Annotated in this window: 13 protein-coding genes; 8 read left to right on the top strand and 5 right to left on the bottom strand. The window is 42.4% G+C overall.

Annotated elements, in window-relative coordinates:
* Window positions 1–2 precede the first annotated feature (2 nt).
* Both V7L07_RS27555 and V7L07_RS27560 read right to left on the bottom strand, forming a co-directional pair.
* The gene (locus V7L07_RS27555; protein WP_335062192.1) at window positions 3–425 is read right to left on the bottom strand and encodes a DUF488 domain-containing protein; all 423 of its coding nucleotides are present in this window, start codon (window positions 423–425) and stop codon (window positions 3–5) included.
* A 31-nt stretch (window positions 426–456) separates the two neighbouring features.
* On the bottom strand, window positions 457–1,236 hold the full coding sequence (locus V7L07_RS27560; RefSeq protein ID WP_335062193.1) for a hypothetical protein: 780 nt from the start codon (window positions 1,234–1,236) through the stop codon (window positions 457–459).
* 168 nt (window positions 1,237–1,404) lie between these two features.
* Between V7L07_RS27560 and metH the strand changes: the two genes are divergently transcribed.
* From metH to V7L07_RS27585, 5 genes are all read left to right on the top strand, one after another.
* Complete coding sequence (gene metH / locus V7L07_RS27565; protein ID WP_335062195.1) at window positions 1,405–4,932, top strand: methionine synthase; 3,528 nt, start codon at window positions 1,405–1,407, stop codon at window positions 4,930–4,932.
* Window positions 4,933–5,124: 192 nt separating this feature from the next.
* On the top strand, window positions 5,125–5,766 hold the full coding sequence (locus V7L07_RS27570) for a class I SAM-dependent methyltransferase (protein ID WP_335062197.1): 642 nt from the start codon (window positions 5,125–5,127) through the stop codon (window positions 5,764–5,766).
* A 222-nt stretch (window positions 5,767–5,988) separates the two neighbouring features.
* Complete coding sequence (gene htpG, locus V7L07_RS27575; protein WP_335062199.1) at window positions 5,989–7,977, top strand: molecular chaperone HtpG; 1,989 nt, start codon at window positions 5,989–5,991, stop codon at window positions 7,975–7,977.
* A gap of 165 nt (window positions 7,978–8,142) precedes the next feature.
* A complete protein-coding gene (gene rpmB, locus V7L07_RS27580) occupies window positions 8,143–8,379 on the top strand; it encodes a 50S ribosomal protein L28 (RefSeq protein WP_292718775.1) in 237 nt (78 codons plus the stop codon).
* 836 nt (window positions 8,380–9,215) lie between these two features.
* Window positions 9,216–12,419: a GAF domain-containing sensor histidine kinase gene (locus V7L07_RS27585; RefSeq protein WP_335062201.1), complete on the top strand. Its 3,204-nt coding sequence runs from the start codon at window positions 9,216–9,218 to the stop codon at window positions 12,417–12,419.
* 227 nt (window positions 12,420–12,646) lie between these two features.
* Here the strand turns inward: V7L07_RS27585 and V7L07_RS27590 are convergent, their stop codons facing one another.
* Complete coding sequence (locus V7L07_RS27590; protein ID WP_335062203.1) at window positions 12,647–13,339, bottom strand: DsbA family protein; 693 nt, start codon at window positions 13,337–13,339, stop codon at window positions 12,647–12,649.
* Window positions 13,340–13,869: 530 nt separating this feature from the next.
* Here V7L07_RS27590 and V7L07_RS27595 point away from each other — a divergent pair.
* The 3 genes from V7L07_RS27595 to V7L07_RS27605 are packed head-to-tail and all read left to right on the top strand — an operon-like array spanning window position 13,870 to window position 14,966.
* Window positions 13,870–14,079 carry a DUF2997 domain-containing protein gene (locus tag V7L07_RS27595; RefSeq protein ID WP_334776630.1) on the top strand — a complete coding sequence of 70 codons (210 nt, stop codon included), beginning with the start codon at window positions 13,870–13,872 and terminating at the stop codon, window positions 14,077–14,079.
* Window positions 14,080–14,118: 39 nt separating this feature from the next.
* A complete protein-coding gene (locus tag V7L07_RS27600) occupies window positions 14,119–14,505 on the top strand; it encodes a DUF1257 domain-containing protein (RefSeq protein WP_335062205.1) in 387 nt (128 codons plus the stop codon).
* Entirely contained in the window at window positions 14,505–14,966 is a 462-nt protein-coding gene (locus V7L07_RS27605; protein ID WP_179067272.1) for a ferredoxin, read from the top strand. Before V7L07_RS27600 ends, V7L07_RS27605 begins: the two co-directional genes overlap by 1 nt.
* A gap of 303 nt (window positions 14,967–15,269) precedes the next feature.
* Here the strand turns inward: V7L07_RS27605 and V7L07_RS27610 are convergent, their stop codons facing one another.
* Together V7L07_RS27610 and V7L07_RS27615 are read right to left on the bottom strand one after the other, a co-directional pair.
* Window positions 15,270–15,554: a YiaA/YiaB family inner membrane protein gene (locus V7L07_RS27610; RefSeq protein ID WP_334776695.1), complete on the bottom strand. Its 285-nt coding sequence runs from the start codon at window positions 15,552–15,554 to the stop codon at window positions 15,270–15,272.
* A 408-nt stretch (window positions 15,555–15,962) separates the two neighbouring features.
* Window positions 15,963–17,579, bottom strand: coding sequence for a DUF4335 domain-containing protein (locus V7L07_RS27615; RefSeq protein ID WP_335062207.1), 1,617 nt, complete (start codon window positions 17,577–17,579; stop codon window positions 15,963–15,965).
* Window positions 17,580–17,771 lie beyond the last annotated feature (192 nt).

Raw genomic sequence — 17,771 nt, forward strand, 5'->3', positions numbered from 1 at the left:
TACTAGTCTAAATGCTTAACAGGCATTGATACCAGGTTTCCCAAGCAATGAGCAACTTCTTTCCGATGACAGCGATTCGGGTTCATTTCAGCACACAATAGTAAAACATTACCCGTTTGAGCAATTTGTGCAATTTCATATAGAGCTATATCTGCTTCTTCTTGATTTACTGGAATCCAATTTTCTTTACCAGATGTGTTGCCTAAAGCGGTTTTAGAAATATACTCAATATTATTTAATTCACAGAATATTTTAATTTTGTCGCCGTACCATTTACGACTCCAAGCACGAGGAACCATTCTGACATCAACAACACATTCAACATCAAATTTTTGTAGGTATTCCAAGAAGGCATCGTAGTCTTTACGATTGCCATATCCAAAAGTAAGTATACATCTTGTTTTAGCAATATCTTTAACTTTCATTTTTAATTCCTGGAACAATCAAGTTTCAATATTATATTTTTATTAATGGTGGGTAAAATATTCCAATAATCATAAAGCTATTTTTGTGAGTTTTTAGGTTTCCCATGATAAAGTATAAATCTTTTTTGTTTAAAAACTCGTCTTCTAGTTTTTGGCGGACTTTTTCTAAAGCCTCCTTTTCTTTACTCTCCAGACTTGTTTCATTTGATCTATCTCTACAATTTCTATAAAGTTGCTGAATCTCCCAATCGCTTATTGTACAACGATGATTATCTCCATCTTGAGAAATAAACTCGTAACCAAAATTGTAAGGGATTTTATCTAACTGCACTGAAGGCTCAAATAAGTCTAGTTGATCCAAGATTCCTTGCTGTTTTGGGTTCCATTCTCGTTCTGTCTCGTTACAGAAGTATTTTTTTATAGTTTGTGGTTTAATAATACCGAGAGACTTACCTTGCTCTTTAATCTCCCGAATAGATTTAAATTCTAGTGGCAAAACCAAAGCTTTTCGCTCTTCCCAGTTTTTGCGAGTATCAATTTTTCGTATTACTTCTATCGAAGAATCATCTATACGAAAACTTTCTTCTCTATAATCTTTGTCATTTCTTTCTATTTTAGCACTTATTATTGACCATCTTGGATAACGCTTATCAAAATCTAATTGACGAAACCGAATGGGATAAATGCGAATCCATTGAACTGGTTGATCGTCTTCATCTAACAGAACTCCTGCTGTACAGACTGTTTCTTGATATTTGGTGCTAATTGAAGGGTATGTTTTAGTTGCAATTAAAATTTTCCTTCTTTCCATACAACAACCTCTATATGAACTAGCTAACTAAGTGATATTATAGACACATTATTACTCTCAGTATGGTATCAAAATTTTCCATTATATACTGCCGAAACTCTCAAAATTTGGGAAAATAATAAAGTAAGTCGAATATTATACGACTAACCCAAATTCTTCTAGGAAAATATGACTCATCCTTTCCTTGAACGCCTGCGTAGTCCAGATAGCCCAGTCCTCGTCTTCGACGGGGCAATGGGAACCAACTTACAAACCCAAAACCTGACTGCTGAAGATTTCGGCGGCGCACAGTATGAAGGTTGTAACGAATACTTAGTCCACACGAAACCCGAAGCTGTCGCTAAGGTTCACCGAGACTTTCTCGCTGCTGGTGCAGATGTCATTGAAACCGATACCTTTGGCAGTACGTCCCTGGTGCTGGCAGAATATGACTTGGCAGACCAAGCCTACTACCTCAGCAAGACAGCCGCAGAATTGGCGAAGCGTGTGGCTGCGGAATTTTCCACGCCAGAAAAGCCCCGGTTTGTGGCAGGTTCTATCGGCCCGACAACGAAACTCCCTACCTTGGGACATATTGACTTTGACACCATGAAAGCTACTTTTGCCGAACAAGCAGAGGCGCTGTGGGATGGTGGTGTCGATTTATTTCTGGTGGAAACTTGCCAAGATGTGCTGCAAATTAAAGCGGCGCTGAATGCCATTGAAGAAGTATTTGCTAAGAAAGGCGATCGCAGACCGTTGATGGTGTCTGTGACAATGGAAAGCATGGGCACAATGTTGGTTGGTTCCGAAATCAGCGCTGTGCTGACAATTCTGGAACCTTACCCAATTGACATTCTTGGTTTAAACTGCGCCACAGGCCCAGACTTGATGAAACCACATATCAAGTATCTGGCAGAACATTCGCCTTTCATCGTTTCCTGTATTCCCAACGCGGGTTTACCTGAGAACGTGGGCGGTCAAGCACACTACCGCCTGACACCGTTAGAATTGCGGATGTCATTGATGCATTTTGTTGAAGATTTGGGTGTCCAAGTGATCGGGGGTTGCTGTGGGACGCGTCCAGAACACATTCAACAATTGGCAGAAGTTGCTAAAGACCTGAAGCCAAAAGTTAGACATCCTAGCTTAGAACCAGCAGCAGCATCAATTTACACCACTCAGCCTTACGATCAAGATAATTCCTTCTTGATTGTCGGCGAACGTCTCAACGCCAGTGGTTCCAAGAAGTGCCGCGATTTGTTAAATGCCGAAGATTGGGACGGACTCGTTTCAATGGCGAGGGCGCAAGTCAAAGAAGGCGCACACATCCTTGATGTCAACGTCGATTATGTGGGACGCGACGGCGTGCGTGATATGCACGAATTAGTTTCGCGCATTGTTAATAATGTCACACTGCCTTTAATGCTTGACTCCACCGAATGGGAAAAAATGGAGGCAGGTTTAAAGGTTGCCGGTGGTAAGTGTTTGCTGAACTCCACCAACTACGAAGATGGGGAACCGCGCTTTTTAAAGGTGCTGGAGTTAGCGAAAAAATACGGTGCGGGTGTAGTCATTGGTACTATCGATGAAGATGGGATGGCGCGGACAGCAGACAAAAAGTTTGCGATCGCAGAGCGTGCATACCACCAAGCTGTAGAATATGGCATACCACCCACAGAAATATTCTTTGATACCCTAGCGTTACCAATTTCCACCGGGATTGAAGAAGACCGAGAAAATGGTAAAGCCACAATTGAATCCATCCGGCGGATTCGTGAAGGATTGCCTGGATGTCATGTGATTTTGGGTGTTTCCAATATTTCCTTTGGTTTGAATCCAGCCTCGCGGATGGTGCTGAACTCAGTATTTTTGCACGAGGCAACAACGGCGGGAATGGATGCAGCCATTGTCAGCGCTAACAAAATTTTACCGCTATCGAAGATTGACGAACGCCATCAAGAAATTTGTCGGCAGTTGATTTATGATGAGCGGAAGTTTGAGGGTAATGTTTGCGTTTACGATCCCTTGGGAGAGCTTACCACAGCGTTTGCTGGGGTGACAACTAAGCGCGATCGCTCCTTAGATGAAAGTCTCCCCATCCCAGAACGTCTCAAACGCCATATCATCGACGGTGAACGCATTGGCTTAGAAGAACATCTGAAAAAAGCCTTAGAAGAACATCCCCCGTTGGAGATTATCAATACCTTTTTGCTAGATGGCATGAAAGTTGTCGGGGAATTATTCGGTTCTGGACAAATGCAGCTGCCCTTCGTTCTGCAATCTGCGGAAACCATGAAAGCGGCGGTGGCGTTTCTAGAACCCTTCATGGAAAAATCGGAATCAGGTAACAATGCCAAGGGAACTTTTATCATTGCCACAGTGAAAGGCGATGTCCATGACATTGGTAAAAATTTAGTGGATATTATCTTGTCCAACAACGGCTACAAGGTGATTAACCTGGGAATTAAACAGCCGGTGGAAAATATCATCAATGCTTACGAACAGTACAAACCTGATTGTATTGCCATGAGTGGTTTGTTGGTGAAATCCACCGCCTTTATGAAAGAGAACTTGGAGGTATTTAACGAAAAGGGAATTAGTGTCCCCGTAATTTTAGGTGGTGCGGCGTTGACTCCCAAGTTTGTCTATGAAGATTGCCAAAATACCTACAAAGGTAAGGTTGTTTATGGCAAAGATGCCTTTTCTGACTTGCACTTCATGGATAAATTAATGCCAGCAAAGGCAACTAATAACTGGCAAGATTTGCAGGGATTTTTGAACGAAGTCGAAACTGCTGAAGTTTCGACAAATGGTAACAAAGAACCAAAATCTACAACTGCTGAAGAAACATTTGCTGAACCAAAAGTAGTAGATACGAGACGTTCCGAAGCTGTGGCTGTAGATATTGAACGTCCCACACCGCCTTTCTGGGGAACGAAATTATTGCAGCCTAGCGATATTCCCATCGAGGAAATATTCTGGCACTTGGATTTACAAGCTTTAGTTGCTGGACAGTGGCAATTCCGTAAACCAAAGGAACAATCTAAGGAAGAATATCAGGCTTTCTTAGCTGAGAAAGTCTACCCAATTTTAGAAACTTGGAAACAGCGAATTATTGAAGAAAATCTGTTGCATCCCCAAGTGATTTACGGGTATTTCCCTTGTCAAGCCGAGGGGAATTCTCTACATATATATAACTCAGAGAACCAATCACAACAGGTTGCAACTTTCGAGTTTCCCAGACAGAAGTCTTTAAGGCGGCTGTGCATAGCAGATTTCTTTGCACCGAAGGAGTCGGGAATTATTGATGTCTTCCCAATGCAAGCGGTAACTGTAGGGGAAATTGCCACAGAGTTCGCCCAAAAGCTGTTTGCTGCCAATCAATACACCGATTACCTGTATTTCCACGGTATGGCGGTGCAGGTGGCGGAAGCTGTAGCGGAATGGACACACGCCAGAATTCGCCGGGAGTTAGGTTTTGCTGCTGAAGAACCCGACAATATTCGGGATATATTAGCACAACGATATCGTGGCTCGCGGTATAGTTTTGGGTATCCAGCTTGTCCAAATATTCAGGATCAGTACAAGCAACTGGAGTTATTGCAGGCTGACAGGATTAACTTGTATATGGATGAAAGCGAACAACTTTATCCAGAACAGTCTACCACTGCGATTATTACCTATCACCCGTTAGCCAAATACTTTAGCGCGTAGAATCCTACTCATTAAAGCAATAGCCTTGGTGTTAGTGATATTTTGCCCTCGAAGATCCCCCTTCAAAGCCTCTCTCCTACAAGGAGAGAGGTTTAGAGTGAGGTTCAGATGTTACTTTGATGATTTTTCCGGGAATCCTGTAGTTGTATACCCACCAAATTTATTAATATTTCAGCTTAGGTAGGCTTATTTATGCAACTCATTACCTCATTAGATATTAGAAATTCAGAATATTTATCAAAAAATCGCCTCATCAGTTACCATCATCAGTTGCGTCTAATTTTTTCGCTGGGTAATCAGGTAAAAAACGTTCTGGAAATTGGGATTTTTAATTCTCTGTTAACAGACATTCTAAAGAATAATGGATACAACGTCTCCACTGCTGATGTTGACCCCAGCCTTAAGCCAGAAATAATTTTAGATTTGACTACAGATTTTTTATTACCAAAAGATAAATTTGATGCGATTGTCTTGTTTCAAGTGCTGGAACACTTCCCCTACCAACAGTCAGAAGAAGCATTGAGAAAACTTGCTATTGCGACTAAGAAATTTTTGGTGATTTCGATTCCCTATTGCACTCAATACCTCTCGTTTCAGGTGAAAACCTCTTTCTCAGGTAGACCAAGGCATTTACTATTCAATGTCCCCAAATTCTGGAGTACAACGCCAGTCTGTGACGAACACTACTGGGAAATGGGTTTGAAAGGTTATCCGAAAACTCGGATTTTAAACTCTGTTGCCAAAGCTGGGTTAACTGTTAAGCAAGAATTTATCGATCCCACTTATCCATACCATTATTTTTTGGTGTTGGAGAAAAATTCTAGTAATACTTAAACAGCAATCTGTGGGGAGTGGGAAGTCGGAAGTAGGGGAATCCGAATCAGAGAATGGGGGCAAACAATCCTTAAAAAAGGTGCGATCGCCTAAGTTATGCTTTTAAAATCCTAATTGGTATCATACCCTTCTATGTTCTCCGGGTTTATCCTGGAAAACAGATGGCTAGGTTGTATTACCTACTATCATCGTTTCAGATACTAACATCGAAAACTACCAATTATGCTAGAACAAGGCACTATCAGTATTCATACTGAGAATATTTTCCCGATCATCAAGAAGTCGCTTTACTCAGATCACCAAATCTTCTTGCGGGAACTGGTATCCAACGCTGTAGACGCCATCCAAAAGCTAAAAATGGTATCCCGCGCTGGCGATTATGCTGGAGATATCGGCGAACCAGAAATTGAAATTGCCATTGACAAAGATAAGAAAACCCTATCCATTTCCGATAACGGTATCGGGATGACCGCAGATGAAGTTAAGAAATATATCAATCAAGTTGCCTTCTCTAGTGCTGAAGAATTTATTCATAAGTATGAAGGCAAATCAGATCAACCGATAATCGGCCACTTTGGTCTTGGTTTCTACTCTTCCTTTATGGTGGCGCAAAAGGTAGAAATTGACACCTTATCTTACCAAGAAGGGGCGCAGGCGGTTCACTGGACTTGTGATGGTTCTCCAGCTTTCACTCTCGAAGACTCGCCCCGAACAACTCGCGGTACTACTATTATTCTCAGCCTGCAAGGAGAAGAAGAGGAATTTCTCGAATCCGCACGGATTAAGAATCTTGTCAAGACATACTGCGACTTTTTGCCAGTCCCAATTAAACTAGATGGCGAAGTAATAAATAAGCAAAAAGCACCGTGGCGAGAGTCTCCGAATAATCTTACTCAAGAAGATTATTTAGAGTTTTACCGCTATCTGTATCCTTTTCAGGAAGAACCTTTGTTATGGGTACATCTAAATACAGACTATCCCTTTATCATCAACGGGATTTTGTATTTCCCAAAAATGCGACCGGATGTAGATGTTACCAAAGGGCAGATCAAGCTATTTTGCAATCAAGTTTTTGTTAGCGACAACTGCGAAGAAATTATCCCGCAATTTCTGATGCCGATGCGGGGTGTGATTGATAGTACCGATATTCCCCTGAACGTATCGCGCAGTGCCTTGCAAGGCGATCGCACCGTGAAGCGAATTGGTGACTACATTGCCAAAAAAGTAGGCGATCGCCTCAAAGAACTTTTCCGCGATAACCGCGAACAATACATTAGTGCGTGGAAAGACCTGGGCACTTTTGTCAAATTCGGCGTTCTCAACGACGAGAAATTCAAAAAACAAATCGAAGATATCATTGTCTTCCGCACCACCGCCAAGCTGACAGAAAAAGTTGCTGCTGAAACGCCAGTGGTTGAAGTCCAGTCTTCAGACGGGGATGCTTGGCAAGATGTCACTCCTTCATCCAATTCTGAGAACTCGACACCCATAGCTCCCTATACTACGCTGAAAGAGTATCTAGAACGCAACAAAGAACGCAACGAAAACCGGGTTTTCTACAGCACCGATGGAACAACCCAAGCTACATACATAGAACTGCACAAAAATCAAGGTTTAGAAGTCCTGTTTATGGACTCCTTTATCGACACCCACTTTATCAACTTCCTAGAGCGGGAATATCAGGATGTCAAATTTACGCGGGTAGACTCAGATTTAGATAATACCCTGCTAGAACAAGACAAAGCTACGGAAATTGTCGATCCTAAGACGAACAAAACCCGGAGTGAGACGATTAAAGAGTTATTTGAGAAATCCCTCAACAAACCCAAACTCAACATCCGTACCGAAGCTTTGAAATCAGACGATCCTCAAGGTACACCACCTGCGATCGTGCTTTTACCAGAGATTCTCCGCCGCCTGCGCGAAATGAACGCTATGATGCAACAGCAGTCAGCAGAGTTTCCTGAAGACCACGTTTTGCTAGTGAATACTGCTCACCCCCTAATTCAAAATCTGGTAAATCTTAACCAAGGTAGTATCATTCAAGGTGACGGTGAATCGCCTACAGATCAGTTAGTCAACTTGATTTGCCAACACGTCTACGATTTAGCGCTGATGTCTCAGAAAGGATTTGACGCAGAGGGAATGAAATCTTTCGTCGAGCGATCGAATGAGGTACTCACCAAGTTGACAGAACAAGCGAGTAAATAGTGCTGAGTGGGGTATGGGGCATTGGGCATTGGAAATTGTTTAATGATTATTCTTCCCCTGCTCCCCCTGCTCCCTCTGCTTCCCCCACTCCCCATTCACCACTTCTGTTGCCTAAGACCTAAAATGGAAAGGCTGTATTAAAATAACAATCTGGAGATATTTGCTATGTCCCGTCGCTGTGAACTAACTGGTAAGAAGGCAAATAATGCTTTTGCTGTTTCCCACTCCCACCGCCGTACTAAACGCCTTCAGCACGCTAATCTGCAAAATAAGCGTGTTTGGTGGGAAGGCGGAAATCGCTGGGTGAAGTTAAAGCTGTCTACTAAAGCAATCAAAACCCTACAAATTAATGGGTTAGAAGCAATGGCAAAAGAAGCTGGCATTAACCTAAATCATTACTAAGTAATGTGGATTTCATAACCCGATATTTTTGTAGGGTGTAATATAGGTGATTCGTCGGGGCGCACAGCTAGCTGTGCGCCCCTAATGTTTATTACATCTTGAATGGCAGGCTGTGTATTTTTTGAATTCTGTTAACGTGAGTTCGACAAGTCTTATTTGACCTCTCCCCCAGCCCCTCTCCATGTCGGAGAGGGGAGCAAAAAGCTTAATTTTTCGTTGCTCCTTTCTTTCCGTTTCGGAGAGGGACGGTTTTGCGTAGTAAAACCTTCTTAGAGGTTTTTTGATTGAGCAAATTGGGTAGATATTATATGAGCAATCGAATTCACGTTCTGTTAGCAGCAAGAGAGAAATATAGGAATCCGTTTTGATTTAGAGAACGTTACTTGCGTAGGAAGGAAACAGGGAACAGAAGCAAATAGATATGTACTGAATTTTTTCACGCAATCAAATATGAGTTCTTTATCTAATTTTTTACACCACGTATAAACCTCGATGTCTCTGAATAAATATACTTAACATGTTTCTATTCTTCATGATTGAAGTTAGACCGCTCTATACCTAAAATTAATATGAATTTATTTTAAAATCGCTCAATATTCTTAACAATAGTTCAAGATAGAGATTAGCTGAATAAATAGAAAAACTGCCCGACCTCAAACAACTATTAAATGAGGTAGCAGAAGCCTTGATAGTAGAGCTATGAAAGGAAATCCAGAAACTAAAAACCGCACTGGAAACTACAATTAATCAAGACTCTCCAGCAAGCAAAAATAGTTGATCAATTACAAATAAACAAGGGAATACTAAAAATAGGTACTCTATTTTCTTGATAATTTATGACAACGAACAGTTATGAAGCGTCGAACCACTCAGACCTGCAAGAGTGTCACAAACAGCTACAGCTAACGGTTCAATATCAAAAAATATTGGCGAGAATTCTGGCTAAGATTCGCGCATCTGTAAATATAGAATCTCTATGTTCGACTTCTTGTCAAGATATTTGTCGGCAATTGAAAATTGAGCGAGTTGCAATCTACCGTTTCAACGCTGATTGGAGTGGTAGTTTCATCAATCGTTTTGGCTTTGCAGAACATCCTTGGGATGCATTGACTGCCTTTGGACAGGACTTGGTGTGGGAAGATTCCCATTTGCAAGAAACCAAAGGAGGACGATATCGCAAAAATGAGCCGTTTGCTGTAGCTGATATTTACGATGCAGAACATGCTCGTTGTCATATTGAGGTATTAGAACAGTTTCAGATTCGGGCGTATGCGATCGCACCGATTTTTATTGGTGCAAAATTGTGGGGAATGCTTGCAGCCTATCAACATTCCGCTCCTCGGCAATGGTATCCTCACGAAGTCGAATTTTTTGCCCAAGCTGCCAGCCATCTCGGTGTGGCAATGCAGCAGGCAGAAAATTTAGAAGAAACCAAACAACGCACAGCTGAACTGCAAGATGCGATCGCCCGCCAACGTGCCTTGACGGAAGTAGTAGGAAATATTCGCTCGTCTGTAAATACCGAAATTATTCTAGACACTGCCTGTCAAGAACTCTGCAAACTCTTGAAGTTAGAGCGGGCAGCAATTTACCGCTTTCATGAAGACTGGAGCGGTGAATTTGTCAGCCAATTTGGGATGGTAGAGGCGCAGTGGGATAGAATCCATCCCTTTGGCAAAAATCTAGTTTGGCAAGATACCTACCTCCAAGAAACGAAAGGTGGACGCTACCGCAATAACGAAAGTTTTGTTGTCAACGACATCTACCAAGCTGGACACTCGCGTTGTCATATCGATATTCTGGAGCAATTCAAGATTCGGGCATATACCTTAGCGCCCATCTTCATCGGCCCAAAACTGTGGGGACTGATAGCAGCCTATCAACACTCTGGCCCGCGCCAATGGGCAAATTACGAGGTGGAATTCCTTGGACAGGTAGGGGCACAATTGGGAGTCGCGATTCAGCAAGCCGAGAATTTGGCTCAGTCGAAACAACAAGCTTCTGCCTTACAAGATGCGATCGCTCGGCAACGGGCATTAACTGAAGTAGTCGGGAAAATTCGCTCTTCTCTCAATATTGATTTAATCCTAAAAACCACATGCCAAGAAGTGTGTAAACTGCTGCGGGTTGAGCGGGTTGGCGTTTATCGCTTCAATGAAGATTGGAGTGGCGAATTCGTTAGTAATTTCGGTATGGTTGAGGCACAGTGGGACAGTATAAATCCCTTTGGCAAAAATCTCGTTTGGGAAGATACCCACCTCCAAGAAACCAAGGGTGGACGCTACCGTAACAACGAAAATTTTGCTGTAGAGGATATCTACCAAGCCGGACACTCGCGCTGTCACCTAGATATTTTGGAGCAGTTTAAGATTCGCGCTTATGCGTTAATCCCAATTTTTGTGGGACGGAATTTGTGGGGATTGCTGGCTGCCTATCAACATTCTGCACCGCGCCAGTGGGATAGTGTGGAAGTGGAATTTTTGGTACAGGTTGCTAGCCAACTGGGAGTAGCACTGCAAAGTTCTCAAATGGTGACTCAAATTCAAACTCGCGCTGATGAACTGCAACAATCAGCTGAACAGCGGCGAATTTTATTTGATTTGGTCGTCAAAATCCGGGAATCCTTGGATTTGGAGACGATCTTTAAGACTACAGTACAGGAAGTGCGGCGATCGCTCAATACAGATCGAGTGGGTATTTTCCGCTTTGATCCTAATGTCGGTTTTTGCAGCGGTGAATTTATTGCTGAAGATGTTTTACCCAAGTTTGATTCTGCCCTCGCCGTGAAGGTGCAAGACTATTGCTTCGGCGATCAATACGCACCGCAATATCGTCAAGGAGAAGTACAAGTAATATCTGATGTCAACAGCGTTGGCTCCAAAGTACCTCATCTTGATGTGATTGAGCGATTCCAAGTCAAAGCACAGATTATTGTGCCGTTAATGGAAGGTGATGAACTGTGGGGGTTGTTGTGCATTCACCAATGCACCCGTACACGTAATTGGGAAGAAGCTGAATTGGAATTTGTCACCCAAGTGGCAGCTCAACTCAGTGTAGCGCTACGTCAAGCCAACTTGTTTCAACAATCTAGTTTGCTGGGTCAAACTCGTGAAGAAGCCAATCAACTCGCCCAAGCACTAAATGAACTGCGTACCGCCCAAATGCAAATTATCCATGCTGAAAAAATGGCCAGCTTGGGGCAACTGGTGGCGGGAGTTGCCCATGAAATTAATAACCCAATTAATTTCATCCACGGAAACTTAGAACACGCCCACCAATACACGCAAGAATTGCTTCGCTATGTGCAGCTTTTTTGGCATCATTATCCTGATGCCGCACCAGAAATCCAAGAGTTCTTCAAAAAAGCCGAAATAGCGTATTTGATCGAGGATTTACCTCAATTATTCCAGTCTATGCAGGTCGGCACTGAACGCATTCGGGAAATTGTCACATCTTTGCGGAATTTTTCGCGCCTAGATGAAGCTGACTTCAAGCCAGCAAATATTCACGAAGGCATCGACAGTACACTAATGATTTTACAAAACCGCTTGAAGCCCTCAGCCGATAGCCTCACTATTCATGTGAGTAAAGATTATGGTACGTTACCTCTAATAGAATGCTATCCCGGTCAGTTGAATCAGGTATTTATGAATTTGCTGTCCAATGCTATTGATGCTCTAGAAGAACGAACCACGCAGGAATCTTTTGAAGCGTTGGCAAAAAACCCCAGCAAAATCCGAATTTCTACTTCCCTGCTCAATAAAGATTGGATTGTAATTCGGGTAGCCGACAACGGACTCGGCATCGATGAAAAAGTCCTCTCTCGACTGTTCGATCCATTTTTTACTACTAAGGTTGTCGGTAAAGGTACAGGGCTAGGATTATCTATCAGCTATCAGATAGTCACAGAAAAACACAACGGCAAGATATACTGCCAATCTGAACTTGGCAAAGGTACAGAGTTTGTGGTTGAGTTGCCGATTCATCAGATCGCAGCTAGAAAATCAGTAGCGAAAGTCCAGGTGTTAGACCAGGTATAAGCAAATAGGCAAAGTGATGATTTTTACCCATTAACCTGAAAAATTATCGAACAGAATTCAGTAGTCAGGAGTCAGAATGGGCTAAACGCCCCGCTACCGCTAACAGAATGAATTTTGTACGACTAGCGGATAGCGCAGCGTTAGCGAGTATTTTCGAGTCGCGTCTTGATTCTGACTCCTGATCTCAAGTCCCTAATTTTAATGATGGGGTCTTTAATCTTTAATTTTTAATTAATAATTTTGAATTCGGAGCAAAGCGACGCGACCTTTTCTGTTACCCAATCAACACGATCCTTTCCCCAAAATCTCTCGCCTTCGACTACCCAAGTCGGGACTCCGGGACAACCAAACTGTTCGTATTCTGCTAAAGCTGCTACTGCTGCCTGTTTGGCTGCTTCGCCGTATGCTAATTCTAGAATGCGATCGCCATTCAACCCAACATCATTTGTAACTTTCCTAATCACAGACTCATCGTTGACATCAAGTAGGTCAATGTACGTCGCTCGAAAAAAAGCGGCATCAAGCAAATGCTCCTTCCCAGTTCCACAAGCGGCGTAATACGCTCTGGCCGGAAGTTCTTCACGACCAAGCTGCATTTTCTCCCAACGCTTCACCCATCTAGCAAATTCTTCAAACTCTTTAAGCCGAATTTCAATGCCGTACTTTTTTGCCCACCGCAGACAATCTTCTTTGTGATACGACGATAATAGGGCGTTTTCCGTTCGTCCTTGCAGTTCAGCTACCTTTATACCCCGCTCCTTCGGTATATATATTGGTCGTCGTTCAATATCAACAGGTAAACCCTGCAATGCTTTTTCGGCAAGGGTAATACCAATATATGAATTTGACGAGTGGTATATCGAGTAGGAGTACACTTTGATTCGCTGCGACATCTTTGCTACCGTAGCTACCTGACTCATAATATTAACCCAAGTTGCTAGTTAATATACTAATGCGATCGCATTAATCGACAGACACAAAAAATCTACAATTTAATAACCCGTCACTTTGATTAATACAATGCCTACTTACGTATACACTAGTATCTCGCTGTAGACTAACACTGCGCTGCATATAACCTACGAAAAGACAATAAAGTAAACTGAATGGTAATAATAAAGTTTTTCAAGAAATTTTATATTTTTGTGAATTTCCTTGCTGCCTATACTACCTCTAATGCCTATTTCTAGGACATTTGCAGCTTACTTAGCTAGCTTCAGTAGTTGCCTTGACTAATCAATGAGGTTAAGAGAAACTAACTAAATACTGATGTGTGTGCTTATAATACTAATAAGTTTTGCAAAGATTCTGAGACATATATATTGAAAGATGGAACATTATTTAACAAATATCAAGTTTGTATCTAAGTAAAAATGTTCCTACGGCTATATTTGTAGCCTTCTGCTAAGGCAGTACAATTTAAGCGTACTTATCCTGGTTGGCCAAAAGCATGGAGACATTAGAGTTCATAATCTATCCAGACGGTCGGGTACAAGAGAAAGTCACTGGCATTGTGGGTGCTTCTTGCGCTGAGGTTACAGCAGCAATAGAGGCACAGTTGGGGCAAGTACTTAATCATGAGCCAACCTCAGAATATTTCGCCGCCAAGGTGCAGCAATCTAATCTGGCGAATACACACAGCACTTACAGCGATTGGTAAGTTTTCACAGTAGTTTAGTGTTAATAATTCAGAACCACCATGTCACACTTTAGCCAAATTAAGACTCAAATCCGTAACCTGGATTCTTTGAAAGATGCTTTGACTGAATTGGGCGTAGACTGGAAATCCGGCCCACGCGAAGTCCGTGGCTATCGAGGTCAAACCCATCCTGCGGAAGTTAGTATTGAGCAGGAAAATGGCTACGACATCGGTTTTAGATGGAACGGCAAGGAATATGAATTGGTGGCTGACTTGCAATATTGGCAACAAGATTTGTCTGTAGACGGATTTTTGCGCCAGGTAACACAGCGCTATGCTTATCAAACAGTTGTGAAAGAAACTGCTCGTGTTGGTTTTCAAGTCTCTGAACAACAAAAAAATGAAGATGGTTCAATTCGCCTGGTAGTACAGCGCTGGAGTGCGTAATGGCTGATTTTCTGCCGTCACCGGAAGAACAAGAAGATAACCGTTCCGGTTTGGAACCAGAATTAGGGGGTTTTTTACGAGATGCCCCAGAACGTTCTGGTTTAGAACCGGAATTGGGCGGTTTGCTGCGCCAAAATGGTGTTTATGTTGATGAAATTACCTGTATTGGTTGCAAGCATTGCGCTCATGTTGCGCGTAACACCTTTTATATTGAACCAGATTACGGGCGATCGCGCGTAGTTCGCCAAGATGGGGACGCTGAGGAAATTATCCAAGAAGCAATTGACACTTGTCCGGTTGATTGCATTCATTGGGTTGATTACACTGAACTGAAAAATTTAGAAGAAGAGCGCAAATATCAGGTAATTCCTGTAGTAGGTTATCCGGTGGAACATGCAGTTGCAGCTAGCGAACGCCGGCGTAAAAAACAAAAGTTAAAGACCAAAAAATCCCGTTATTAAGATAAAAACGTTAAATCAATATAATAAAGGACTGGTATATCCAGTCCTTTTGTTTTTTGTCATATACAGCAGTTCAGATAAGACAAAAAGATTTGTAGAGACGGCGATTTATCGCGTCTCTAAAACCCAAAATTTTTGCCAGTAGCCCTTAACCCAAGTGTATTGATATACAGCAATCCGATTTTATTCCTGAATCACTCGTAGAGAAAGGGAACAGGGAACAAAAAATAAAAATAAACCGAGTTTTTTTCCTGAAATGGGTTTTTGATAAAGCCTTTTAATCCAAAATTGCTGTAATTGCCTTCATTTGAAATTTAGAGGATCGTGCTGTGAAAGCAATTTTTCTACCTTCGCCTCGTCTAACCTAGCAGTTAATCTTCTAGTCTCGTGTAAATCTCTAGTAGTTTTCGCCAGAGTAAAAGTTGAGCCAACAGAGAAAGCTAAACCCATACCCATAAAGCCCTTCACCCAGCTATCTACAGGTAAGTTTACAATACCGAAGGTGGTCATAGAAATTGACAACATAAAAGCTGCCCAGGTTTGAATAATCCAAGCTGCACTATCTTTTTGATTACCAATTGTTTGCATATTTCCTACCTCTGATATGAGCTATCTATACCAATTACTAATTAATAAATGTAAGATTTAATCTGGATTTCCAGACTTTTATCTGTAGTTTAATTTTGGATAATTGGTATTAACAGTAATTGTATTGACTGGTAGGTTTACTGGTATCAATAGTAAGACCAGTTTGATAACTGGACTTCAAAAGAAAGCTCAAGAGCAATTTGATTAAATAGAAACTGGCACAAGATTTGTACCAGTTCTACAAGTGGCATTGAAAAAGGGATTAGGGACTGGGGACTGGGAAAATTGTTCGGGTATTCAAATCTCAACCAATTTTTAAAAAACTCTTCCTAGTCCCCAGTCCCCAGTCCCGGAGCGCCCGCCGAAGTCGGGGAATCCTGGCGCGACCCGTTAAACGTATTAGGTTAATTACTCATCTGGAAAAGTCTGTACCTTGCCATCAGGACTGAGAACAACTCGAATTCTGACATTTTGTCCGCGTTTATTGGCGGAAACAAAAGGTTTACCAACTTCGGGCATCCCAGCGCTATCAACAAATTCTCTTGCTGCCTTATTCAGGGGAAAAATTCGTTCAACAGTGCCGTCAACACTAACTATCACACTGTACTCTAATGTTTGTGCTAGTCCAGTGGGTGGTTGCCAACGCTTTACTAGGTATTCTCTAGCTTCTGCTACTTGAGGCGTATCAAATAATGTGCCAGTAGCTACTTCTGTGGATGTGGGAGATTTGCGTGTGTCCCCCAATTGATCGATAAAAGGATTATTTTCGGCAGTTCTAGAGGAGGGAACTTGGGAAGTAGGTTTCTCTACAGGAGAAGGTTGCTGTAGAGAATTGATTCTTTCATTTAGCTGTTGTTGTGAGTTTAGTTGGGAGGGTTGGGTAGAAGCATTGACACGATTATTATTGGGTATGGTGTCAAGAGATGGGGGAAGAACTGGTGAGATATTAGTTGGTAAGCTGTTGGCGTTAGAAGATAGTCTAGGTGGCAAGTTTCGCAGTTGAGGGATAGCACCAGGCTGGGAACTTGACCTTGTAGGATTTTGCCCCAGATTTGGTAATATGGCAATTTCCTGACCTGGGAGTTTTTTGCTAGATGGTGCGATTGCACTATTTTTGGGAAGGGTTGCAGTCGTCCCCTGAGGTATTGTCAATATGTTTAGAGGTGGCGGCGTAGAAAAACTAGAACTAGGGACTGTTAGAGGTGCTTGGGGTAAAGTGGATGTGGCAAGTGGAGGGGTAGAACCTAGCAAGTTATCTGATGGATTGGTTGGAGTGGTTAGCCCAGGATCGGGCGTAGGAAAGTTTAGTGAGGATGAAGGTTCTAAAGCAGTCTTTACCGCTGCTGAATCTGATGTTTTGGCTGTTTGCTGTTGCTTTTCTCTAAGATTGTTCGCATATTGCCAAGTAACTGGTAAAAAACCTACACCTATTACTAATACTGCGGCAATAGGCGCCCAAGTCGGGAATCTCAGAGTCGAACTTGTGTTGTTGAGAGTTGGGAGTGCCATCACATCAGTCGAGTATTCATCTAAAGCACTTGCCAAATCAAATAGTTGCAGCAGGCTGAGTTGAATTACAGGGCCAGATGAGTAATTGGCAAGAGAACCGAGAAATAGATTGTGAGTTAAATAGCTGCTTGGTTCTAAGTGGATATTTGCCCCTGGAATCTGGGTATTAAAGGCATTTAATGTTTGTGTTGAAGACTTTAATTCCGGCTCATCCAATGCTGTGCTTAATTTCTGGGTACCGGAGAAACTGACCCAAAAGCTTTCTGGAGACTGTTGGAGAAATTGCTGTACGTAGCTGGTGACAGCATCACATAAAGCTTCGAGTTGCTCGCGATCGCCCCGAATTGGAATTCTATTTTCTTCTGGTAATCGGGGATCGTCAAAACGTAACTCAAAGCTTAGGTGTTTAAGGACAGTTTTACCCATCCAACGGGACAGAGGTGAACTTTGCGCGAATACTTCTAGCGTGCAAGTCGGTGGTGTGTAGCGACGAATGACAGAATTTGATAGAGGCATAGCAGGAACAACTTGGAAGACTATTTGGGATTTTGCAAAAAATTGAGCAAAAAGTTGGAATGGCGGATTCCTCCACTTAGAACTTTGTTAGGTTCCTTCAGTTATGCAAACTGGTGTGGAAGGAGGAAACAGTGTTGACAGTGCATCGCCCAAAAAGCTAACGACCATCAAAAGGGTTTTCTGATCTCGCAA

The sequence above is a fragment of the Nostoc sp. genome (genome assembly GCF_036916985.1).
GTDB lineage: Bacteria > Cyanobacteriota > Cyanobacteriia > Cyanobacteriales > Nostocaceae > Nostoc.